This window comes from Pedobacter namyangjuensis (genome assembly GCF_003313325.1).
Lineage (GTDB): Bacteria > Bacteroidota > Bacteroidia > Sphingobacteriales > Sphingobacteriaceae > Pedobacter > Pedobacter namyangjuensis.
Window position 1 is genome coordinate 858,827 of the sequence record NZ_QMHQ01000001.1, and the last position, 21,288, is coordinate 880,114.

A 21,288-nucleotide genomic window follows, 5' to 3' on the forward strand; every position below is an offset into this window, starting at 1 on the left:
GTTCTGCAAAGAAACGAATTATATCTTTGCATTCCAATTCGGAGCAAGTGCTTAATTAATTTTTGCCAAGGCCTTTAGAGTTGTATATAGTGCGGGGTGGAGCAGTTGGTAGCTCGTCGGGCTCATAACCCGAAGGTCATCAGTTCGAGTCTGGTCCCCGCTACCACTACAGTGGTAAGTTTTAAGTGAAAAGTTATAAGTTAGATTTAACTTACAATGTAAAGCTTTCAACTTTAAGCTTGAAGATGGCCCGTTCGTCTAGGGGTGAGGACGCCAGATTTTCATTCTGGAAACAGGGGTTCGATTCCCCTACGGGCTACAAATACCGCTTTACCAAGAGCGGTTTTTTTATCAGCAAGGCTGATAGGTTGATGTACCTTAAAAACATAATATAGTGCGGGGTGGAGCAGTTGGTAGCTCGTCGGGCTCATAACCCGAAGGTCATCAGTTCGAGTCTGGTCCCCGCTACCACTACAGTGGTAAGTTTTAAGTGAAAAGTTATAAGTTAGATTTAACTTACAATGTAAAGCTTTCAACTTTAAGCTTGAAGATGGCCCGTTCGTCTAGGGGTGAGGACGCCAGATTTTCATTCTGGAAACAGGGGTTCGATTCCCCTACGGGCTACAAAAGAGACTTGATTTTCAAGTCTCTTTTTTTGTTTATTAGGTTTTCAAAATCTATTAACATTCCCTAAAATTCTTTATTCGATGAAAGGTTAAATAGTTAGATTGTCTGCTACGGTCCTCTGCTGAATCATCATCATGCCAAGCAGTTCTAGCTAAAAATACAATATCATCACTGTCCATTAGCCAATCTGCATATTGAAATGCATAGCTCAATTCGTTATCATGTTTTAAAATTGTTTTTTTGATTTGCCAGTTTCGTAAATCGGTAGAGCTGATTAAAGCAAGTGTATTTCTGATTAAGGAAGGATTTTTACCTGCATACTTTTCTTGTAGCTCTGCAGGAATGATGTTGCTTAGAGCCCAATAAAATCCTGTAATTTCATCGTACCTGACGGTAAATTTTTTGCTTCCTCCGGGAAAGGGGACAAAATCAGTTTCGCTATTAAAGTATGCTTCTTTCCCATCATCGCTCACGCTTATCAAAGCTGTTTTTTCTGCCAAAGTAGTTTTATCCTCCACGCGTAAAATATTGCAAACTTTACCAATTGGATTAACAACTGCGTTTCCTTCTAGCCAGCCGTTGAAATTTCCGTTTAAATAAGTTTGGTTAAAAGCGAGTGCATTTGAACTTTGCCAGTTTTTAACATCAAGTAAATCTGCATCAACTGGTGCGGACAATATCATTGAGCCAAATCTTTTCCCTAAAACGGAGTCTGCTCCAAATGTTGTTTCTACGGTACGCCAAATTCGATTATTGTGAGTTACAATAGGAACGGCTGAAGTATGAAATTTGCCATCCAAAATTAAGCCACTTTGTCCATCTAAGGGTGTGGTCCAAGTTGCTCCACCGTCAATAGATTTACGAATAACTACGTTTCCAAAATGTTTATCCGTTCCTAAAAGATATAAATCTTGCTGATGCAGGAATAGATTGCTCCAAAATGCGCCATAAATTTCAGCTAATAAATGCCAGGTTTCACCTTTGTCGCTACTACCATAAATATTTGTTCGTCCTTGTTTCCGTTCGCTACTGTCCGCGCCAAAAAAATCATGCGAAGCAATGTATTCTCCGTTATGTAATATAGCAATGCTTGGTGAACCGATATATTGTTTGTCGGCTGATTTTCTGGCAATAATGACACCGGGGATTTCATCAAATGTACTAGCTGCTATTTTCATAAGGGTTCGGACTACAAACAATAATACAATTCAATTTTCTAAATATTCAAACATCTCCACATTTCTTCTAGTTTTGTTCCGGATTGTTTCATTTGGTACCGCAATGCTTAAATTTTTCATAATAAGCATTACCATTCTAAGTATAATGTAAATGCTAATCGTTAACAATAAAGTACACAATGGTTTAGCACTAGAATGGTTTCGTAATTTACTGTTAATGATTTTTGTAGAAACCAGTTTTATTTATCATTTTTAGCTCAGTAAAAGAAAGATGGTTAAACATTTATCTTGCCTTTTTGCCACCGCTATTTAACGCTTATCTTTTATGAAATTTACCCTAGCCATTTTTTTTGTCGGCACCTTGATTTTTCAGGGTAATTCATCTTTAATAGAAAAGGCCGACGAGCTGTTTAAATTGCCGGTTTTTCAGGTTCTTTTTGCCTTGGCAACTATTGTTGGTATTGTAATTGGGCTTTTTAAATGGTTTAAAAATATCGCAAAGCCAAATCCTGTATCAAAAGATGAAATAAAACCAACCATCGAGAATTTAACTACGTTAATGGAAGCTCGCGATATCGATAAATTTAATGATGCCGGAGAACCAAGTTACAAAAGCAGGTTGCAACAGAGTGTTGAAGATAACAAGTCAACCGATAGAAGTATTTCTTTGTTCGGTACGCCTGGTATAGGTAAGAGTTATTTGGCGCAGGAAGTAGCCTACCATTATGCCATTACACCCATTAAAAAGAGAAAGTTTAATGTAGTATGGTGGATAGATGCCGAAAGTATCTCTAAAAAGAACGTAGGTCCTGAGCCAAACCAAAATGACGATTTAACACGTTTGGCCCGCTTGGGTTTTGATTTAGATACAGCACAGCCCAATTGGCAATTCGAGTTGATGAAAGCCCTTAGCAAAGTGAATTTTTTATTAGTATTTGACAATGCTTGCGATGTAGGCGATGGTAACGTGGAGAAAACAATCAGAGAGTTTAAAAATGCATTCTTTCCTGCTACAGACCCAAGAAAGCACCAAAAAATTATCATTACATCTAGAAATAAGGATTGGGGAAATGGAATAGAGCTTTCACGCTGGACTTTGGCCGAGTTTTCATTTTACCTGGCAAGGCACTTGGACGAAGAGAAATCATTTGATACCATTACGAATGATGGGAGTACTGACGAAAAGTTATATAAAGAATTAGATGGTTTGCCTCTTGCTGCTTCTTTGGCTGGCGCTTTTATGGTCGAAAACAGGTGCAAGCCTTCGTCATATTTTGAACTGATTCGAAATAAGGCTAAATACCGGAATAAGGATAAAATTAGTAAGGCATTTGACCTTAGTTATAGCGCTTTGAGTGATGATTCTTCGAAAGTGCTTAGCTTGATGTCCTTTTTATCGCCCAACGAAATTCCTTTAAAGGAACTTATTAGCTACCAACAGCAACAAACCGATGGTGCAAACGGAAGTAGTGTTTTAGTAAATCGAGTAACCGAAGCTATAGTGCAGCTTAAAAAATATGCACTAATTACAGAAGAAGATGGTGGGAAATTCTATTCTATCCATCGCCTTTGGCAAGAAGCAATACATGAAATTTTACTAGAGCAAGGAAGATTTGCCGATGTTTATGCTAAAGCACTTTCGTTTTTAGTACAAGCGGCTAAGGGTTTTGTAGGTACGGATTATCCATACTTCAATTCAATTTTACAACATGTAGAGTCATTTGCGAGTTATCATAAACCAGATAATAACGAGGTTATATCAATAGATCTAGTGAGGTTACTTCGTTCTGCAGCTAATTACAGCTTTCAGATTGGAGCTGTTGCACAGGCTATGCGATTAAATGAGCAGGTAATAAAAATCGCTCCAACCGATATGAAACTGTTGCATGAAATTGGTTTAAGTAATTCGCATAATTTAATTCTTCGTGATCACTGCGAGTTAGCAATGAGTTTAGCCAACGATGCTTACCAGTTCTTTGAACAAGTTTATGTTGGCGATGATAAATTAAAACTAACCGAAAGAGCGAGGCAGGCCATTGGCAAAGTAAAACAACGTGAAGGGCATTTTGAGGACGCAAAACTACTATTTGAACAGAGTAGACAAATTATCGATGTTCATGAAGCTGCACTGAGTACAACAACACAGATGTCTGACTTAAAATTGTCGCTTTATTCTGGTTTATTACACGATTTAGGCTCTGTGTGGTGGGAGGAAGGTTTAGACTATCAAAAAAGTATTCAGTTTTTTGACGAAGCAATTGCTTTTAAACTATCGGTAAATGGAGGCCAAACAAAGGATCTCTACCTTAACTTGAGCAAAATGATAAAAGGCGTGGCTCTAGGCCTAATGGGCAATTATGGTGCGCAGTTTAGTTTGCATAAAGAGGTTTTCGAAGTGCTCTCTGCCAAAGATTACGAACAACGAAGAAAAATTTACACGGCATACTATATCTTAAATTTTGGTTGGGATAAAATAGGTTGGAAAAATCGGGATAGTGTAGAAAAAGCTACCTATGAATCCTATTATTCGGTAGATGAAAAGGTGGCTGAAGTTTTAAAGGGCGATGTGAAGTATTCGATTATTAAAGCTGTGGTAGATTTGCGTAAAACGGTACGTGGAGGACTGTCCGTTAGAAATCAGTATTTAGCTACAAATTATTATAATGTGTTATCCTCGATCTTAGAAACAAAAAATCAGAATCGAAAAACCAGGGTTTTGGATGACGGAACAATAGCGGTGAGTGCTGTATTAGACTATGCATTTTATTTGGATGAAGTTGTTGAGCGAAAGAACGAAGTGCAAATCAATCAAATTAAAGAGGTTATTCAGTTTGCAATAAAGATGTTAACGATAAAAGATGAAAATGGAGATTCGATCGGTAGAATTATGTACCACAGAAATGCCGACTTGGATTCGCTTTGCGATATCTATCAAATTGCTTACTTACCAGTTTCCTGATTTGTACTGGACTGTATTTTCAGAAGTGTAAGTGTGGCTATATCATGCTCTGCATTATAGTATTGTTGCAGTACGCTCTCAAATATTAAGTCGCCAGTTGCAATGGCAAACAACGTCATGCAAGATTTTAATTTTAGATCATCTGGGCTACCAAAAATCTTAGAGGGATTATTTTCGTTCAAGCTCAATAGTGCCTCGCAACATGTTACCAATCTATTTCCTAAAGTTGGATGTTCATAATAAAGCTTTGCTTCATTGATATCGACAATAGCGTAAAATTGCGCAGTCTCTGTTTTGCCAAGACCCGCAATTTGCGGAAATATAAACCACATCCAATGCGTTGTTTTTTTACCACGACTCAGTTCGGCCAATGCAACGTTATAAATATCGTCTTGCGCATCTAAAAATCTTTTCAGATTGTATTCCATAAGAAGATTATTGGTTTGCACTATAACGATGAAGCACCAGCATTTGCAACCTCATGGTCTTGTTCTACCGTTCCGCCAGAAACACCTATGGCACCGATAATTTTTGCGGATCCGTCTTTAATGATCACTCCACCTGGAAAAGAGATTAAGCCACCGTTTGAATGTTCAATATTATAAAGTGGCTGGCCTGGTTGGGATAATTTGCCTATCTCGCCCGAATTCATATCAAAAAAACGAGCGGTTTTTGCTTTTTTTATGGCAATGTCAATTGAGCCTAGCCAGGCATTATCCATTCTATGGAACGCTACTAAATTTGCGCCTTCATCAACAATTGCAATATTCATGGCAACGCCAATTTCTTTTGCTTTTTCTTTGGCAACTGCCGATAGTTGCTCTGCTTGTGCTAATGTGATACTCATAAGTTTTATAAATGGTTACTAATAATCAGAACAGCAAAAGGCAAAATATGTTTATCATTTTGATCAACTATTTTTTTTTTAAAGGATAGATGGAGAAAAAAATTGTTTGAACGTTGCTATTATCCGAGACCACGTTAATACCCATATCCTATCGTATTTAATTTTAGTAACCAGCAACGTTAAATGGTTTGGTTCAGCTAGAAAATTTCATACGGTCGGTACAGAACGTTTCTAAATTGCAATCTGTTTAAATTGCCATGCGCTATTGTGCTAAGTTTGCATCATACAAAACAAACAATGTCAAAAACAAAACTTACTATTAACAACAACGGTTCCGTAAAAATTGAAGGCGATTTCGAAATTGTAGACAGAAACGGAAATGAATATGGCTTGCAAGGCAGAACAGTATTATCTATTTGCCGTTGTGGCCTTTCTAAAAACAAGCCATTTTGCGATGGCGCACACAATGGACATTTTGAGCATGAAGCAATAGCATTCGATTTGCCTCCTAAAAAAGTTTAAGAAATTGAAAAGCATACGTTGGCGGTAATGCCAACGTTTAATGCTGAAAAAACCCTATTTGCCTCTTTGTATCACATAATCGTGAAGAATTTTTCCCTCTGAAGAAATGGTGTAAACACCGGAAATATAGCTGCCGTCTAAAAAGTAATATTTTACACCAAAGCCATTTTTAAATTTAGCTACTTGGTAATATTCAGCCTTTTTAGCCGGTAACGACCACAATACTTTTCCTGTATTTACATCTATCCTTTGCAAAATAGTAGGCGACTGATCGCTCGCTACTGTATGGCTTGCAATAAAAAGTAGGCTGTCTTTCTGATAAGTAATTCTGGCTTCAAAAAACTTACGCTCAGGCGCTAAATGTTCAGATTTAGTACGCCATGAACCGGGTATCAGAAATTCCTTTATAAGTTTGCCATCATTAACGGTAAAATAAAATGGATTCAGAAGATCTTTAGTAGCCTTCGCTTCATCTTGTGTTTTAAAAAGTAGGTTTTTAGCTGGTATAAAGAAGAATTTTTCTCCATCATTGGTCATAATTTCAATTTGTTCATGGCCATGAAAATCAAATTCGGCAATGCCAGAACCAAGTTCTTTAAACTGCTTAATCAAATTGCCTGTTACATTTACAAGTTTATTGTTGGCTTTATCCAGTTTAAACAAAGTGGATGTTTCGTAAACAATGTAAACGCTACCGTCATTAAATTCTTCAAAGTTATCAAAACCATTATCGAGTCTTTTCGTTCTTTCAAACATCACCTCGTCATTTATAATCGCTTTGGTCACCGGATCAATATACAAGGCATGAATATTTACTAAATCTAATTTGTCATCGTCACCTCTTAAATGCTCCTTGCCCAAGCGTAAAAAAACTGGCTTATTATTGGTTGTATTTTCATATATAACATCACTACGATACCCCGAATAGAAATTTAAATCGACGACTTCTTTTTCCAGATTTTTTTTAGGCGTTTGGTTAAACAACAAAAACCCAACTATTGCAGAGGTAAAAAGCACAATAAAAAGTACGACAGCCACAATAATATTTTTTGGTGCAATGCTGGGCCTGCTGATATTATTATGGTTATAGTTAATGTTTACATTAACATTTGTATCATCTAAAAAATAGTGGGAGCCACAGCTTTTACAAATAAACTGATCTGGTTTTACATCTGCTTTGTTTGTACTGCCACAGTTAGGGCAAACTATAGTCTTCGTATTTTTAGGCATTTAGTTAGTTTTTTAAAGTCTAGGATGTGCTTTGTTGCCAACTGATTTATCATATTTTTTCGAACTTTCATTAAAGAAAAATCCATATCCAATTAGAAGAATAAATATGGCAATACCTAAAATAAATAAGGTTGCACTGCTTCTTATAATGGTCTGCATACTTACAACTTCAATATTCCAAATTCTTAAAGCTAAAATGCCCAAAAACGCAATGCTCAATAGCAATATAATTGCTCCAATAACTTTTTTCATAGCCTAATAATTAAAATTTGTTTAACCATTCTTTTTTCTTCGCATCAAATTCCTCCTGGGTAATTATGCCTTCATCCAGTAGCAGTTTAAGTTGCTGTAGTTTGGCAACGGGATCAGCATTAGAAGCATCAATCTGCTCATTTTTAATGGTATCAAATGTTTTTCCAATTTCCATGCCCACGCCAAACTGTAAGCCCGCACCAGCAAGGCCACCCTCATTACGAGCAGCATCCCTCAAAGCCCTTAGCTTTTCAAGTTCTACATAGGTTAGCCCACCTTCGCCGGCCGCCATTGAATCTGCAGTAATATCAGCAATCTTATCAATTCTTTCTTTGGTGCCTTCATCAAACATGGTTCCGTTAAGTTTAAAATCTGTTAAGATAAAACCTAAGTTCACTACCTCTTCATTTATTTGTGCTTTAATGTTTTGCGATAGCTGGGGCAATTGCGCATCAATATTTTGATAAGAAACACCACCTTGTGCCAGCGAAGAAGAAATTCCCTGCGGAAATCTGCTTTGCAGCATTTGTCTTGCGTCAAGCACGGTATAACTGTCTGCAGAACCAATTACATTTACGAATAAGTGCTTCGCGTTAGCAATTTTAAAAGAAAAGGTCCCGTTTGCGCCTAGTTCTACTGGGATTTTATAAATGGGATCTACATACTTAATAGCTTGGGCTGTTCCCCATCCTTGGTTTACGTTTTCTGAGGTACGATAGAAATACACCTTCAGCTTGTGCTCGCTTTCAAAAGCAGTGCGCAATTTAAGTAGCGTTGTTATAAAAGGATGGTTGTCTGTTTCAATATCATAAATTCCTTCTGTAGTAATTTCGTCGGTTAATTTCCCTTCGTAAACCAATAAGGCACCTTGCCCCGGGCCTACAATTAATTTACTGGCATTTTTAAGCTCATCGTTGCTAGATGGGTACTTATACACCAAAACTTCAGGGTTTTGATTATCCCACTCGATTACTTGAGATAATTGATTTTTAAAAAACTTTATAATTCCCATAGCTTATTTGATTTTAAATTCTTTAATTAATTTACCATCCAAGCCTATAGCAAGGATAAGGCTGTAAGATTTAACCACAATTCCGTCTTTATACCTAATTGCATCTTCAAAACGCTGGTTGGTTGGAAATGGATAAGTAAAAACTAACTGCCCCGTTTTAGCATCAATGCATTGTATATTGGTAGGCGCTGCTTCGGCTGCGGTTTTATTTGCGGTTATAACCACATAATCATCATCACTGTATAATATATCTGGCTTAAAATATAGTCTGCCAGGAGTTAGGTCGATAAAGTTTCGCACGAATTTTGATCCGAATGAGGTGAGTGATCTTCCAACAAAATGATCATTTCGCCAACTCAAATGGGCATCATCATCCGGTCCGCCCTGGCTATCTTTCATCGTAAATCTTATTAACTGTATTTTTTCTTCCGGATAATCGCTGCTAAGCGAAGTGAAGTCGAATTTGGTCTTTAGTTTTTCGTTAGGCTCTTTCGTTACAAGTGCTCTTTGTGCAGCATAAACTTCGTCTTTTGTGTAAATTTTATTCTCTAAAGGATAAAAGAAAACATTTGCGCCCTCATTGCTCATTAAATTAAAGGCGTGGCCATAACTATCATAAGCAAACTCTGCGTTGGCAATTCCACTAGCCAGCTTTGAATGGCCTTTAAATAAACTTTGGGTTACATCACTAGCAGTATAGTTTTCCTTGTCAATTTCGAAAACGTTGGTTTTATTAGCGATACCATAAATTTTTCCATCAGGGAATTGGCGCAGCTGAAAATTGGTATGAGTTGCTTCTGCAATACCGTCAATTTTTTGGGTTTTTATCTCTTTCGCAGATAAAAGGTTAAAGAAGCTTAAGTAAGTTCCTTCTTTTGCTTTGTTATCGTTACCCATATAATTTCTGTTACCAAAAATTAACACTATAACTTCGCCTTTAGAGTTGGTGTAAGTGATGGTTTCTCTGTAATGCCAGAAAAAATCATCGCGTTCTGGCGCTTGATAAGCACTTTTATTAAAACTGGGGCTAGGGCTAGAACTTCTGAAAATTGCGGGGATGATTAAGGTAAGCAAGATAAAAGCAAAAACACCAATACCGATAAATAGCGCCATTTTTCTTCCAAGTACAGGGTTAAAGTTAGGCGTGTTGTAATTTACATTATGGTTGATATTGATATCGTCATTGTCTAAAAAATATTCGGTGTTGCAAGAGTTGCATTTAAAATGATCGGCTTTTACCTCACTTTTATTTATACTTCCGCAATGCGGACATTTTATTGCTTTAATCTGTTTGGCCATTTTAACTGAGCGAGTTTAGTTTTATACTTAAAGATACGAACAAGGTTTGAGCCAATTTTGCGCTATTTGGTAAATAATGTATAACTGCAACCGTTTATTTATTATTTGCGGGCTTTACATTTATAATCGTTTTTGTTCTTCTAAAATATTAGCTAACTTAATGTCTACATTTTTTCTAAATATTGTTTTTTATGGACAAACCGACGTTAGTGTTAGACAAAGATGGCCAAGGTGCATTTATAGTAATGGATGCAGAAGAGCAGTTGGGCGAGATGGTGTTAAAGGTTGACGACCACAATTTAATTGTTTACCACACCGAAGTAGCGCCGCAAGCCGAAGGCAAAGGAGTGGCAAAAGAACTATTAAATGCAATGGTGGCTTACGCCAGAGAGAACAGTTTAAAAGTTGTACCACTTTGTCCTTACGTTCACGCCCAGTTTAAGAGACATCCGCAAGATTTTGCAGATGTTTGGAATACAACTGGAAGTGATACCGTTGCCTAAACAAATCTTGTTTTGAGCGTGTTGTAGTTAAAAAATTATTCATGCCCAGAAAAGTTAAAAAAACAAAAACCAATACCAGAAAGCAACGTAAAAATAAGCTTGGTGTTAAAAATTCATTGGTAAATAATATTAACGCTAGAAAACGTAAGGGGAAATCTAGGTCTAAAAAGAAACGCACTATTTCAAAAAAAGCCTATAGCCAGCTCAAAAATAACTGGGGCAAAAAGAAGGATTAAACATCAAAGCAATTTCGTTTGTTGTAAATCTGCAATCCCGCTGTTATGAAAAAAAATCTATTTAGTATTTTAACCTTATTTTCCTTGGCGCTTATCCTTTCTTGTAAAAGCGGACCGTTTAACATGCTTAAAAGTGGGTCGCCACATCAGCAGTATGAGCGAAAACTGCAAAATGCAGGCTTAGATAAAACGGTTATGGGTGCAACATGGATTAGCAATGCACAGGCTAGCCTAACAAAAGCGGTAGCTATTAATTTACCTTATCAGGAAAAAGGTTATTTCGCTGCCGATAAAATTGATGCAATTGCTTTCCGCTTTAATTTAACACGTGGACAAAAAATTCAAATTCAACTGGATAGAAAACCAGTGGAAAAATTTATGATTTACGCCGATTTGTGGGAGTTGAATGAACAGCAGGAATTTAAATTACTCACTTCTGCAGATACATTGGGCAAAAGTATTGAGTTAGACGCAAACAAAACAGGAACCTACGTACTCAGGTTGCAGCCAGAGTTATTGGGTAGTGGCGAATATACTTTAGCCATCACAACCGGTCCTTCATTAGGTTATCCGCTTAAAGCTGTAAATAAAAATCAGATACAAAGTTTATTTGGAGTAGGAAGGGATGCCGGGGCAAGAAAACATGAAGGTGTAGATATTTTCTCATCGTTTCGCACACCGGTATTGGCGGTTGCGAACGGAAGAGTTACGAGAGTTAATACCAATAATTTGGGAGGCAAGGTAGTTTGGTTTAGACCAAACGATAAGGATTACACATTGTATTATGCGCATTTAGATGAACAATTAGTTACCGATGGACAAACAGTTTTTCAAGGCGATACTTTAGGTTTAATGGGCAATACGGGTAATGCACAAACTACACCACCACATTTACATTTAGGCCTTTATACAAACGGCGGTGCAATAGATCCTTTACCGTTTATTGATCCAACAGTACAAAAGGCGCCACCTGTAACTAGTTCTGTGAGCCAATTAAATGCAACACTGAGAACTACTTCAAAAGTAGAATTAGATGGAGTATCGCTAAAAAGCGGTAATGTTATTCGCGTTAACGCAGCAAGTAAAAATAATTATCGTGTAGAATTGCCCGATGGAAGTTTGGGATATATTCCTGCTAATAAACTCGTGTTGGCCAATAAACCTTTAACCACCTATAAAACAAAAATACAAAGCCAAATTTACGATAAGCCTGATTCACTTGCGTCTGTAAAGGTCTCTGCCCCATCGGGAGAATTTTTAGACGTGTTGGGAAGTTTCAAGAATTATCAGCTCGTTAAGTACAAAAACCAAGTTGGTTGGGTTTTAAACGATTGATATATAGAAGCTGATCTTAAAAGGTTCATGTTTTCCAAAAACCAGCTGTGTTTATTTTAAGTGCATCAAATTAACATTTGTGTCTTTGAGTTTGAAATATTACGGTCTCTAAAATGCTTTTTTCGTCAGCACTTTTTTATTTGCCTTTGGCTAATTCTAAATAAATCTATCGATTATCATAGATATGTTTCTTTTTAAGAAAATTAAAACGTTTTAGGAATAGGCTTAAATTAATCGTCTGTTTTACAGTTATTTATGATTGCTATTTTTTATGATAGCCCTATTGGGCTATTGTCTAAAAACCGCTTAAGCTTCATCTTTGGTATGTAATTAAGGTTAGGAGAAATAATTTTAATACATAATCCCTAAAAACATGAAGACTAAAAACAGCACAGAAAAATTTTTCAAAAAAAGTATTTTGATAGTTGATGGTGGATCACACCTATCTAAGCTTTATAGCTACATTTTGTCCTCAGATTATTCATTAACCATTAAGAAAAATGGTATAGATGCGCTTGCTTGGTTGGAGGAGGGAAATGATCCTGATTTAATTATTACAAGTTTAAGAATGCCTTATCTTGATGGTTGTGCATTTATTCAAAATCTTAAATTAAGTGGTTTTTATCGCAATACACCTGTTATGTTGCTCTCTGGCGATGAAAATTTAGCCGAAAGGGTTGAACAAATGGCCTACAAGGTTGATAGCTACCTTGAAAAACCATTTGATCCAACTGTATTAAAAATGCAAATAACAAAGTTAATCGCCTAATGATCCCATCTTCTACATTTCAAAGTCCTGTTGTTACGTCTAAAGTTGTTTACTTCGGAAAATTGCTGAGCAAAGTTTTAATCAGCGAGCTTGAAGCAAATATCAGTGGATTGGAATGTCCGGAGGATTTTGACGAATACATTAACCATCAAACGTTGCTAAGTTTACCAGACGTAATTATTATTGAGGTAGATGAAAACGATGAGTGTTTTAATCAGGTACAAGCCTTAAGAGCTAATCCAGTACTTGAATCTATAATTGTGATATTGATTGGTATTAAAGAAAGTAAACAATTAAGAAAAAAAGCACTGGCTCTAAAGGTTAACGATTATTATACTTATCCTTTTCCGATAGAAGATTTCTATGCACGTATTAATTTTCTGGTTAAGTTCAAATTGATTAAACCACAACTTTCAGAAAAATCTACTTATAAATCTACCGAAAAATACGAGATTCCATTAGTAAAAAGAACTTTCGATATTATCGCCTCTGGCATGGCGTTATTGGTTTTATCGCCGATTTTGTTACTGGTAGCCTTGATGATTAGGCTAGGTTCAAAAGGCGATATTATATACACTAGCAAAAGAGTGGGTGCAGGCTACCGCATTTTCAACTTTTATAAGTTTAGGTCTATGCGTACCGATGCTGATAAAATGATTGTAGAAATGGCAAGCTTAAACCAATACGCTAGCGAGCAAAATGGAAATGCAAAATCGGCTTTCGTTAAATTTAAAAACGATCCTCGAATAACAAAAATTGGTGCTTTTTTAAGAAAGACCAGTTTAGATGAGCTACCTCAATTGATAAATGTTTTTATAGGGGATATGTCTTTAGTAGGCAATAGACCATTGCCACTTTACGAAGCAGAGCGTTTGACCACTAACAAATGGTCTGAGCGTTTTAATGGGCCAGCTGGTTTAACAGGGCTTTGGCAAATTTCAAAACGCGGTCAAAAAGATATGTCCGAGGTTGAACGTAAGGAGTTAGACAACTACTACGCTTCGAATTATTCGTTACTTCTAGATCTAAAAATTATCCTTAAAACTTTTCCGGCGCTCATTCAAAAAGAAGCTGTTTAACTAAATATACATTACTATGAAAATCAGAAATTTGGCCTTAACATTCTTAATGTTCTTTGCCATAAATGCTAGTGCGCAAGAGTCTCTTCTAACTAATGTAGATAATAAGTTGCTGCAAAAATATATTGATATGGCTATTCAGTATTATCCGCGAAAAAAGGTTTTCAATGCATACGAAACCAAAGCTAAAAGTGATGTTGCCACTACCAAAATGTCGGTATTTGATTTCCTTAATGCTGCATACATTTATCGCCCAGATAATAAATCGGTTGTGGATGCACTTAATCCTTACAATGTTAATGGGTTTCAGTTTGGTTTAAACGTTAGTTTGGGAGCATTACTTTCAAGGCCATCGGCAATAAAATCGGCAAATGAAACCTACAAGGCTGCAAAAGCGCAAAATGACGATTATCTAATAGCACTAAAATCAGAGGTGCGTACTAAATATTACGACTTTCTTCTTAGAAAATCTAATTTATCACTAAGAAACCAATCTTCTCAAGAATTAAGAGTTGCCTTAACAGATGCTAAACTAAAATATGAGCGATCGCAGATCCAGGTTGATGTGTATACTGCTGCAAAAAATATGTCTGTTGAAGCAGATGAATTATTACTGGGCGCTGAAGCTAGTTACCTTATGGCTAAAAATGCGCTAGAGGATTTGATTGGCAGTAAACTGGAAGACGTAAAGTAGATTAAAAATTTTATAGATGAATATTAACTTTAATTTAAAAGACTTCTTAAAATATTTACAAGGTTATAAGTGGGTGATAATAATTGTACCAACAATCTGTTTAGCATTTACCTATTTTTTTGTAAAAACGCTTCCTAAAACTTACAAGTCTGAAGCTTTGATTTCAACCGGCGTAACTCAACAGTTTCAACAAGCGGTTGTTGCAAACGGTCAGTCTATGGATAATTTTAAGCTTAACCAGCAATTCGGCAATATTTTAGAAATAATGCGTTCTAAAAGATTGTTAAATGGCTTGTCGTACAAACTAATAATCCACGATCTTAAGAATGAAGCAGTTGCATTTAAATCTTATGGACCGCTGGTTCAAAAAATGTCGAAAGTTGAAAGGCAAGAAGCAATAAATGCTTATACATCAATGCTCATAAATGGCGCTGCAATTTCAATATCAGATAATGAAGGAAAACTAAAATTGTATGATATTTTAAACGAGTCTGGGTACGATGCGCAATCTATATTAAAAAACCTTTTAATGTATAGGAATGGCGAAAGTGATTTTATTAAGGTAGAATATTCTTCCAATAATTCGGCTCTGTCGGCATATGTGGTAAACAACCTATCAAATGATTTTATAGATTATTACCTTGATTTAGGCCTTTCTAGTCAGCGAAAATCAATAGCTTTTTTAGATACTTTGGTTAAGGAAAAACAGGCAGAATTAACGAATAAGAACCAAGAATTATCTAGCTCATCTGTAAAAGTTGCGGAAGCTATGGTAAGTCAGAAAGCACTAGAAATAAATCAACAAAGACTGATAGACATACAGACACAAAGAGCGCAGATATTAAGAAGCATAAGTGCTATTGAAGGAAGTATAACTGAAGTGAATAGAAAGTTAAGCGGTGCTGGTGGTTATATAAGGCAAGATAATGGTGGGGAAAATGCAATGATTATTAATCTAGACGACCAGATAGCTGCTGCTAACCAACAATATTCTAATAGCAACTTTAAACGTGAATTTAAAAACAAGATTGACTCGTTACAAAAAATAAAGTTGCGCTACATTACCAGTAACAGCGGAAGTACAAACTCGACCGTACTTAAGCAAGAACTAATTAATCAAAAAATTAAATTAGAAACCGACCTTGCATCGGCAAAAAGCAGTCTTTCTACAACAGAAAGGCAATTAAACGCCATCAGTATGCAGTCGGGTAGTGGAGATGGGCTATTAAGCGTCCGTACTAATAATCAGGAAGTAATGCTAAAAAAGGCAGATTTAGCTTCGAAAGAATATAATGATGCGCAGGCATTGTACGAACAAAATAGCATTTATGCTAAAACAATGCCCCGAATGACATTGGCAGAACCCGGTTTGCAAGGTCCGGCTGAGCCCTCAAAAAACATGTTGTATTTGGGCTTCTCAGGAATATCTGGTTTACTAACTGTATTGCTTGCGTTGTTTATTAGTTTTATTCTACATCCAAAAATTAGTACAGCTGCACAGTTGCAAAATGTTACTAAACAGCGTATTCTTGGCTCTCTAAACATGATAGCCGATAAAAATAAAGATCTGCGAGATATTTGGAAGAATACTGATGATATTAAAGATTACACTACATATAAGGATTTATTAAGATCGTTGAGATTTGAGCTTTGCGAAGAACTTATGGGTGACAATAAGGTGTTGGGAATTACAAGTTTATCCAAGTCTGAAGGAAAAACCTTTTTAGCCAATAGTTTAGCCTATGCAATGGCAATGATGGGCAAGAATGTTTTGTTGATTTGCGATAATGAATCAGATCTTTTAAGTGTTTTAACTAATAAAAGTACTGCTCAAAAACAAAAATTTGACAACGAGCAAAAGTTTGAGTCGTTCTTGGTAAGAAAAGAAATCCAGATTGAGGATAAAATTACCATTTTAAAAACCAACCCGGCAAATAACTCTTTACTAGAAGTAATGGATGGAAAAAGTTTGCTAGCTGGTTTCGGCATACTAAAAGAGACATTCGACCTAATTGTTATCGATATCGATAGCTCTCATGATATGTTTAAAGTAAAAGAATGGCTAATGTTCTGCGATAAATTTATATCTGTTTTCGAAGCAGGAAATAACATCAAATCTGAGGACTTATCTTTTATAGAGTATTTAGCAAAACAAAAAAATTACTTGGGTTGGGTGTTAAACAAAACGAAGTTAGCCGAAGCATAACTTTTTAACAGTATTATTTTTCCATAACCTATAAATACAGTATGCCACGCTACCAAGAAGCAATAAAACTTAATAAAAGGAACACGCTCCTGATAATTGCTTCGTTGTTTGCATTTGTGTTTTCGTATTTCTCTTTAGCCCAAGCCAATTATGCATATACTTTTTTTCCGGTAGTTATTCTAGGTGCGGTTGCAGTATTGATATTAATTTTTAGAGAACCATTTAACGGACTAATAATTACAATTGCCTATTGTTTTTTGATGGGGATTCTAGACCGGGAGATCGGCGGATTACCCTACGGAATGGGCATCGAAGTTTTCTTGCTATTAACCTGGTTGAGCGTATGGTACCATGCGGATAAGTTTGATTTTAAGGTGCTAAACAACGATCTAATCTGGCTAACTGTGGCATGGTTTGTTATAAGTGTTTTAGAACTGTTTAATTTAGCGGGCGCTAGCCCTAGAGGCTGGCTACAGGAAATTAGGAGTACAGCATTGTATCCTATGCTAATTACCCCGTTGGGTGTATTATTAATTAACACCAATAAACGCCTAAATATTTTCATTATACTTATTTTTAGTTTGTCTTTTTTAGCCACGCTTAATGGAATTAAACAAGCTAAAATCGGTCCCACAAGCGGAGAACAAGCATTTTTAGATAATGGAGGTTATGTTACCCATGTAATTTTTGGCCATTTACGAATATTTTCTTTTTTTAGTGATGCTAGTCAATTTGGCCCTTCTCAAGCGCACATAGCATTAATGGCTATAGTATTAGCATTGTCGTTAAGATTAAGCTGGGGCAAAAGAATTTTGCTACTGATTTTAGGTTTATTATCCTTTTACGGTATGCTTATTTCTGGTACAAGAGGTGCACTGTTTGTAATTGCTTTCGGTGTAATTATGGTAATTGCTTTAAGCAAACGTCTAAAAATCTTAATCTGGGGTTCCAGTATTGCTTTGTTCTTCTTCTGCATACTAAAACTCACCTACATAGGTAACTCAAATTACGATATCTATAGGTTGAGAACTTCAATCAATCCTGAGGATGCCTCTTTCAATGTAAGGCTAATTAACCAAAATAAAATTGCAGAGTATATGCAGGGTAAACCATTTGGTGGTGGATTGGGTGTAATTGGCCATTGGGGCCGAGAATATAATAAAGATAAATATCTATCAACAATTGCTCCAGATAGCTATTGGGTTAAAGTTTGGGCAATGTATGGTATTGTAGGCTTCGTTATATTTTTCTGCATCTGGCTATATTGGTTTGGCAAATGTTCTGGCCTTTTATGGAACCTAAAAGAACGGCAAATTAGAACCAAGTTAATTGCACTTTTAGCTGGTGTGGCAGGTATTTTTGTATGTAGTTACGGTAACGAGGTAATGAATGCAATGCCGTCTTTAATTGTAATACATCTTTCGTTAGGTGCAGTGTACGCTTTTAGCAGAATTTATAAAGAAAAATTAACAGATAAATAATACCGATATGCCGTTTATATATTTTATCATTCCAGGTTTACTTTGCTTAATATGGGGTATATACAGAGGCTTAAAGGAAATGCGAGGCGATAAAAATAAGTTGAACTAAACTAATTGCCAAAATGGGTTTAAAGGAAAAAATCAAGGCTAATAATAAGCTTAAACAATTTAGTTTATGGCTTTTAATGCCTCCTAACGATGCTAGGCCAAGGTGGTGGATTAGAAATATAATAAACCCGTTTACGGTTACAAAGGGTAAACAAGTTATAATTAGGAATAGGGCTAGACTAGATATTTTGCCCTTTAACAAGTTTGTTTTAGGCGATAAGGCAATTGTAGAAGATTTTTCGGTTATTAATAACGGAGTTGGAGATGTTAACATTGGTGATAGAACGATTATTGGACTAAGCAGTGTTGTTATAGGTCCAGTAAATATTGGCAACGATGTAATGTTGGCACAACATGTAGTAATTTCTGGTTTAAACCATGGGTACGAGGATACGAGTATACCACCAAGCCAGCAAGCCACTTCAAAAAAAACTGTAAATATTATGGATAATGTTTGGATAGGGGCAAATGCAGTAATCACCGCGGGTGTTACTATTAACAAGCATTGCATAGTTGGAGCCGGAAGTGTAGTTACAAAGGATGTTCCAGCGTATTGTGTTGTAGTTGGCAACCCCGCAAAGGTCATTAAACAGTATAACGAGATGTCCAATACTTGGGAAAAAGTAAACAGTAAAAACGAAACGAATCAATAGCTATGTCAATGTTAATCTGGGCGATAGTTCAAATCTTATTTAGTTCATTTCTCTGGTTTCCGGTGGTGTTGCTGGTAACATCTTTTTTAAAAAAAAAACGAAAGCCTTTAGCGTTAAATAACAAAGAGTTTGATTTTGCCATAATCGTTACCGCTTACCAACAAATAGATTTGTTAAAAGATGCTGTTTATTCGATTTTAAATACCAAATATTCAAATTTCATCATATACGTTGTGGCAGATAACTGCGATGTTTCAGGATTGAACTTTGCTAATCCGAAAGTAATTGTCTTACAACCAGAAAATATTTTGGCTAGTAATGTTAAATCTCATATTTATGCCATAGATAGATTTGAAAGAAATCATGATATTATATCCATTGTAGACAGCGATAATTTAGTAGATGAAAATTACCTTTCGGCCTTAAATGAAAAGTTCCATGAAAATTTTTCTGCTGTGCAAGGAGTAAGGGCGGCAAGAAATCTAAATACGTTTTTGGCATGTTTAGATGAAGCTGGCGATATGTTCTATAGATTTATCGACAGAAAATTACTTTCAGAGAGTGGCTCTTCCGCATCGCTTGCAGGTTCGGGTATGGCATTTAAAAGCGATTTGTACATACAGGCTTTAAAGCAAATTGAAACTAATGGCGCCGGTTTTGACAAAGCTTTACAATATAATTTAGTAGCCAGCAAAGAAAAAATTGAGTTTTGCGAAGCAGCAATTGTATACGATGCAAAAACTACAAAGGCAGATCAATTGGTAAAACAACGATCTCGATGGATTAATACTTGGTTTAAATATTGGAAACTTGGCGCAATTCTATTTTTCAAGTCGCTATTAAATTTCAACTGGAATCAGTTTGCGTTTTCGGTAATGCTTTTAAGACCGCCACTATTTCTTTTGGGCTTAATTTCCATACTTATGATAGCGATAAATCTTTTCTTTTCGCCAATTCTGTTACTAATTTGGGCGGTATCATTTTCTTGTTTTTTTATAATGTTTTATCGCTCTCTATTATATTTCAAAGCAGATAATGCAATTTACGAGTCCTTATGGAGCGCTCCGAAATTTATTTTTTATCAAATTATTTCCCTATTTAAAGCTCGTTCGGCAAATAAAATTTCGGTTGCCACTAAACACGATGTCTCAAATCTCTAAATAATATCTAAAAATGAAACCCATAGGAATAGAAGTTCAGCGTCTTTTTAGAGAAAAAAAGCATGGAATGGAAATAGTAGCGTTAGAGGTGCTTAGAGAACTGCAGCAAATTAAAAATGATAATAACTATATCGTTTACGCAAAGTCTGATGCGGATAACGCTTGTTTAACTGAAAGCGATAATTTAAAGGTAAAGTTACTAAAAGGCAAAACCTATTTCGATTGGGAACAGTACCATCTGTCTAAAGAAGTAAATAAAAACAAACCTAAATTTTTGCATTCTACCTGTAATACCTCGGCGTTAAATCTTTCTGTTCCTTTGGTACTTACATTGCATGATATTATTTATTTAGAGGAAATTAATTTTAAAGGAACCACTTATCAAAATTTTGGAAATATCTACAGAAAATTTGTTGTTCCTCGTGTAGTGAAAAAGAGCGAAATGATTATTACGGTATCACATTTCGAGAGAGCTACCATAATCGAAAAGCTAAAGGTTCCAGAAGATAGGATAAAAGTGGTGTACAACGCCGTTAATAAGAAGTTTAACAACCTTTACTCGCTGCAGACTTTATCTGCTTTCAAAAAGCAACATAACCTACCAGATCAATTTATGTTGTTTTTAGGGAATACTGCGCCTAAGAAAAATACTGTCAACGTAATTAAAGCATATGCCCTCTATTGTAAAACGGCAAAGGATAGCATCCCATTGGTAATTTTAGATTACAATAAAGCTTTAGTGGAGAACATTTTAAAAGAACAGGGTAATGAACAAATTTTAGAAAAAATATTTTTCCCTGGATTCATTTCCTCTGATGAGATGGCATTAATTTATAATGCAGCTACTTTATTTCTTTATCCATCATTAAGAGAAAGTTTTGGTCTGCCTATTTTAGAGGCGATGGGCTGCGGTACACCCGTAATTACGTCTACAACTTCGTCAATGCCGGAGGTAGCCGGAAATGCTGCGTTATTGGTCGATCCGAAAAATGCTGAAGATATTGCGGATAAAATGCACTTGGTATTGTCAGATGTCTTATTGCAAAAAAGCTTATCCGAACTTGGAATTAAACGTGCGGCAGAATTTTCATGGAAAAAAAGTGCCGAAGATCTGTTGGCCATTTACAATCTAATATAA

General features: G+C 35.9%; 20 protein-coding genes and 4 tRNA genes. 17 read left to right on the forward strand and 7 right to left on the reverse strand.

The window, feature by feature from the left end:
- The first annotated feature begins 90 nt into the window (after positions 1-90).
- From DUT69_RS03865 to DUT69_RS03880, 4 genes are all read left to right on the forward strand, one after another.
- A tRNA-Met gene (locus DUT69_RS03865) sits at positions 91-166 on the forward strand.
- An 81-nt stretch (positions 167-247) separates the two neighbouring features.
- Positions 248-319, forward strand: a tRNA-Glu gene (locus tag DUT69_RS03870).
- 76 nt (positions 320-395) lie between these two features.
- A tRNA-Met gene (locus DUT69_RS03875) sits at positions 396-471 on the forward strand.
- Positions 472-552: 81 nt separating this feature from the next.
- Positions 553-624, forward strand: a tRNA-Glu gene (locus DUT69_RS03880).
- Between the two features lie 56 nt (positions 625-680).
- Here the strand turns inward: DUT69_RS03880 and DUT69_RS03885 are convergent.
- Positions 681-1,805: an exo-alpha-sialidase gene (locus tag DUT69_RS03885; RefSeq protein ID WP_113651803.1), complete on the reverse strand. Its 1,125-nt coding sequence runs from the start codon at positions 1,803-1,805 to the stop codon at positions 681-683.
- 325 nt (positions 1,806-2,130) lie between these two features.
- On the opposite strand from DUT69_RS03885, the gene DUT69_RS03890 reads away from it, so the two are divergent.
- Positions 2,131-4,764, forward strand: coding sequence for an NB-ARC domain-containing protein (locus tag DUT69_RS03890; protein ID WP_113651804.1), 2,634 nt, complete (start codon positions 2,131-2,133; stop codon positions 4,762-4,764).
- Here DUT69_RS03890 and DUT69_RS03895 read toward each other — a convergent pair.
- Positions 4,746-5,192: a DUF1810 domain-containing protein gene (locus DUT69_RS03895; RefSeq protein WP_113651805.1), complete on the reverse strand. Its 447-nt coding sequence runs from the start codon at positions 5,190-5,192 to the stop codon at positions 4,746-4,748. The genes DUT69_RS03890 and DUT69_RS03895 overlap by 19 nt on opposite strands.
- Before the next feature lie 20 nt (positions 5,193-5,212).
- Positions 5,213-5,611: a GlcG/HbpS family heme-binding protein gene (locus DUT69_RS03900; RefSeq protein WP_113651806.1), complete on the reverse strand. Its 399-nt coding sequence runs from the start codon at positions 5,609-5,611 to the stop codon at positions 5,213-5,215.
- A 297-nt stretch (positions 5,612-5,908) separates the two neighbouring features.
- Here DUT69_RS03900 and DUT69_RS03905 point away from each other — a divergent pair, with 297 nt between their 5' ends.
- Positions 5,909-6,133 (forward strand): CDGSH iron-sulfur domain-containing protein, encoded by a 225-nt coding sequence (locus DUT69_RS03905; RefSeq protein WP_056087622.1) that lies wholly within the window; start codon positions 5,909-5,911, stop codon positions 6,131-6,133.
- Between the two features lie 54 nt (positions 6,134-6,187).
- Here the strand turns inward: DUT69_RS03905 and DUT69_RS03910 are convergent, their stop codons facing one another.
- The 4 genes from DUT69_RS03910 to DUT69_RS03925 are packed head-to-tail and all read right to left on the reverse strand — an operon-like array spanning position 6,188 to position 9,926.
- Positions 6,188-7,363, reverse strand: coding sequence for a hypothetical protein (locus DUT69_RS03910; RefSeq protein WP_113651807.1), 1,176 nt, complete (start codon positions 7,361-7,363; stop codon positions 6,188-6,190).
- 12 nt (positions 7,364-7,375) lie between these two features.
- Positions 7,376-7,615 carry a hypothetical protein gene (locus DUT69_RS03915; protein WP_113651808.1) on the reverse strand — a complete coding sequence of 80 codons (240 nt, stop codon included), beginning with the start codon at positions 7,613-7,615 and terminating at the stop codon, positions 7,376-7,378.
- A 10-nt stretch (positions 7,616-7,625) separates the two neighbouring features.
- Positions 7,626-8,627 carry an SPFH domain-containing protein gene (locus DUT69_RS03920; RefSeq protein ID WP_113651809.1) on the reverse strand — a complete coding sequence of 334 codons (1,002 nt, stop codon included), beginning with the start codon at positions 8,625-8,627 and terminating at the stop codon, positions 7,626-7,628.
- A 3-nt stretch (positions 8,628-8,630) separates the two neighbouring features.
- Positions 8,631-9,926, reverse strand: coding sequence for a hypothetical protein (locus DUT69_RS03925; RefSeq protein ID WP_113651810.1), 1,296 nt, complete (start codon positions 9,924-9,926; stop codon positions 8,631-8,633).
- A 191-nt stretch (positions 9,927-10,117) separates the two neighbouring features.
- On the opposite strand from DUT69_RS03925, the gene DUT69_RS03930 reads away from it, so the two are divergent.
- The 11 genes from DUT69_RS03930 (at position 10,118) to DUT69_RS03980 (ending at position 21,288) form a co-directional block, all read left to right on the forward strand.
- The gene (locus DUT69_RS03930; RefSeq protein WP_113651811.1) at positions 10,118-10,429 is read left to right on the forward strand and encodes a GNAT family N-acetyltransferase; all 312 of its coding nucleotides are present in this window, start codon (positions 10,118-10,120) and stop codon (positions 10,427-10,429) included.
- A 41-nt stretch (positions 10,430-10,470) separates the two neighbouring features.
- Positions 10,471-10,665, forward strand: a complete 195-nt coding sequence (locus DUT69_RS03935) for a hypothetical protein (protein ID WP_113651812.1) — start codon at positions 10,471-10,473, stop codon at positions 10,663-10,665.
- Between the two features lie 45 nt (positions 10,666-10,710).
- Complete coding sequence (locus DUT69_RS03940) at positions 10,711-12,000, forward strand: M23 family metallopeptidase (RefSeq protein ID WP_113651813.1); 1,290 nt, start codon at positions 10,711-10,713, stop codon at positions 11,998-12,000.
- Between the two features lie 373 nt (positions 12,001-12,373).
- A complete protein-coding gene (locus tag DUT69_RS03945) occupies positions 12,374-12,769 on the forward strand; it encodes a response regulator (RefSeq protein ID WP_113651814.1) in 396 nt (131 codons plus the stop codon).
- Positions 12,769-13,848, forward strand: a complete 1,080-nt coding sequence (locus DUT69_RS03950) for a sugar transferase (RefSeq protein ID WP_113651815.1) — start codon at positions 12,769-12,771, stop codon at positions 13,846-13,848. Before DUT69_RS03945 ends, DUT69_RS03950 begins: the two co-directional genes overlap by 1 nt.
- Before the next feature lie 16 nt (positions 13,849-13,864).
- The gene (locus DUT69_RS03955; protein ID WP_113651816.1) at positions 13,865-14,542 is read left to right on the forward strand and encodes a TolC family protein; all 678 of its coding nucleotides are present in this window, start codon (positions 13,865-13,867) and stop codon (positions 14,540-14,542) included.
- Between the two features lie 16 nt (positions 14,543-14,558).
- A complete protein-coding gene (locus DUT69_RS03960) occupies positions 14,559-16,748 on the forward strand; it encodes a Wzz/FepE/Etk N-terminal domain-containing protein (protein ID WP_113651817.1) in 2,190 nt (729 codons plus the stop codon).
- A 41-nt stretch (positions 16,749-16,789) separates the two neighbouring features.
- Positions 16,790-18,229, forward strand: coding sequence for an O-antigen ligase family protein (locus DUT69_RS03965; RefSeq protein WP_113651818.1), 1,440 nt, complete (start codon positions 16,790-16,792; stop codon positions 18,227-18,229).
- 122 nt (positions 18,230-18,351) lie between these two features.
- Entirely contained in the window at positions 18,352-18,990 is a 639-nt protein-coding gene (locus DUT69_RS19485; protein WP_113651819.1) for an acyltransferase, read from the forward strand.
- 2 nt (positions 18,991-18,992) lie between these two features.
- On the forward strand, positions 18,993-20,150 hold the full coding sequence (locus tag DUT69_RS03975) for a glycosyltransferase (protein ID WP_113651820.1): 1,158 nt from the start codon (positions 18,993-18,995) through the stop codon (positions 20,148-20,150).
- Between the two features lie 13 nt (positions 20,151-20,163).
- Positions 20,164-21,288, forward strand: a complete 1,125-nt coding sequence (locus tag DUT69_RS03980) for a glycosyltransferase family 4 protein (protein WP_113651821.1) — start codon at positions 20,164-20,166, stop codon at positions 21,286-21,288.

Coding starts and splice junctions, on each gene's coding strand:
- DUT69_RS03915 (WP_113651808.1), bottom strand. CDS start 7,615: ATGAAAAAAGTTATTGGAGCAATTATATTGCTATTGAGCATTGCGTTT.
- DUT69_RS03885 (WP_113651803.1), bottom strand. CDS start 1,805: ATGAAAATAGCAGCTAGTACATTTGATGAAATCCCCGGTGTCATTATT.
- DUT69_RS03940 (WP_113651813.1), top strand. CDS start 10,711: ATGAAAAAAAATCTATTTAGTATTTTAACCTTATTTTCCTTGGCGCTT.
- DUT69_RS03925 (WP_113651810.1), bottom strand. CDS start 9,926: ATGGCCAAACAGATTAAAGCAATAAAATGTCCGCATTGCGGAAGTATA.
- DUT69_RS03945 (WP_113651814.1), top strand. CDS start 12,374: ATGAAGACTAAAAACAGCACAGAAAAATTTTTCAAAAAAAGTATTTTG.
- DUT69_RS03975 (WP_113651820.1), top strand. CDS start 18,993: ATGTCAATGTTAATCTGGGCGATAGTTCAAATCTTATTTAGTTCATTT.
- DUT69_RS03965 (WP_113651818.1), top strand. CDS start 16,790: ATGCCACGCTACCAAGAAGCAATAAAACTTAATAAAAGGAACACGCTC.
- DUT69_RS03930 (WP_113651811.1), top strand. CDS start 10,118: ATGGACAAACCGACGTTAGTGTTAGACAAAGATGGCCAAGGTGCATTT.
- DUT69_RS03920 (WP_113651809.1), bottom strand. CDS start 8,627: ATGGGAATTATAAAGTTTTTTAAAAATCAATTATCTCAAGTAATCGAG.
- DUT69_RS03910 (WP_113651807.1), bottom strand. CDS start 7,363: ATGCCTAAAAATACGAAGACTATAGTTTGCCCTAACTGTGGCAGTACA.
- DUT69_RS03890 (WP_113651804.1), top strand. CDS start 2,131: ATGAAATTTACCCTAGCCATTTTTTTTGTCGGCACCTTGATTTTTCAG.
- DUT69_RS19485 (WP_113651819.1), top strand. CDS start 18,352: ATGGGTTTAAAGGAAAAAATCAAGGCTAATAATAAGCTTAAACAATTT.
- DUT69_RS03895 (WP_113651805.1), bottom strand. CDS start 5,192: ATGGAATACAATCTGAAAAGATTTTTAGATGCGCAAGACGATATTTAT.
- DUT69_RS03955 (WP_113651816.1), top strand. CDS start 13,865: ATGAAAATCAGAAATTTGGCCTTAACATTCTTAATGTTCTTTGCCATA.
- DUT69_RS03950 (WP_113651815.1), top strand. CDS start 12,769: ATGATCCCATCTTCTACATTTCAAAGTCCTGTTGTTACGTCTAAAGTT.
- DUT69_RS03980 (WP_113651821.1), top strand. CDS start 20,164: ATGAAACCCATAGGAATAGAAGTTCAGCGTCTTTTTAGAGAAAAAAAG.
- DUT69_RS03960 (WP_113651817.1), top strand. CDS start 14,559: ATGAATATTAACTTTAATTTAAAAGACTTCTTAAAATATTTACAAGGT.
- DUT69_RS03935 (WP_113651812.1), top strand. CDS start 10,471: ATGCCCAGAAAAGTTAAAAAAACAAAAACCAATACCAGAAAGCAACGT.
- DUT69_RS03900 (WP_113651806.1), bottom strand. CDS start 5,611: ATGAGTATCACATTAGCACAAGCAGAGCAACTATCGGCAGTTGCCAAA.
- DUT69_RS03905 (WP_056087622.1), top strand. CDS start 5,909: ATGTCAAAAACAAAACTTACTATTAACAACAACGGTTCCGTAAAAATT.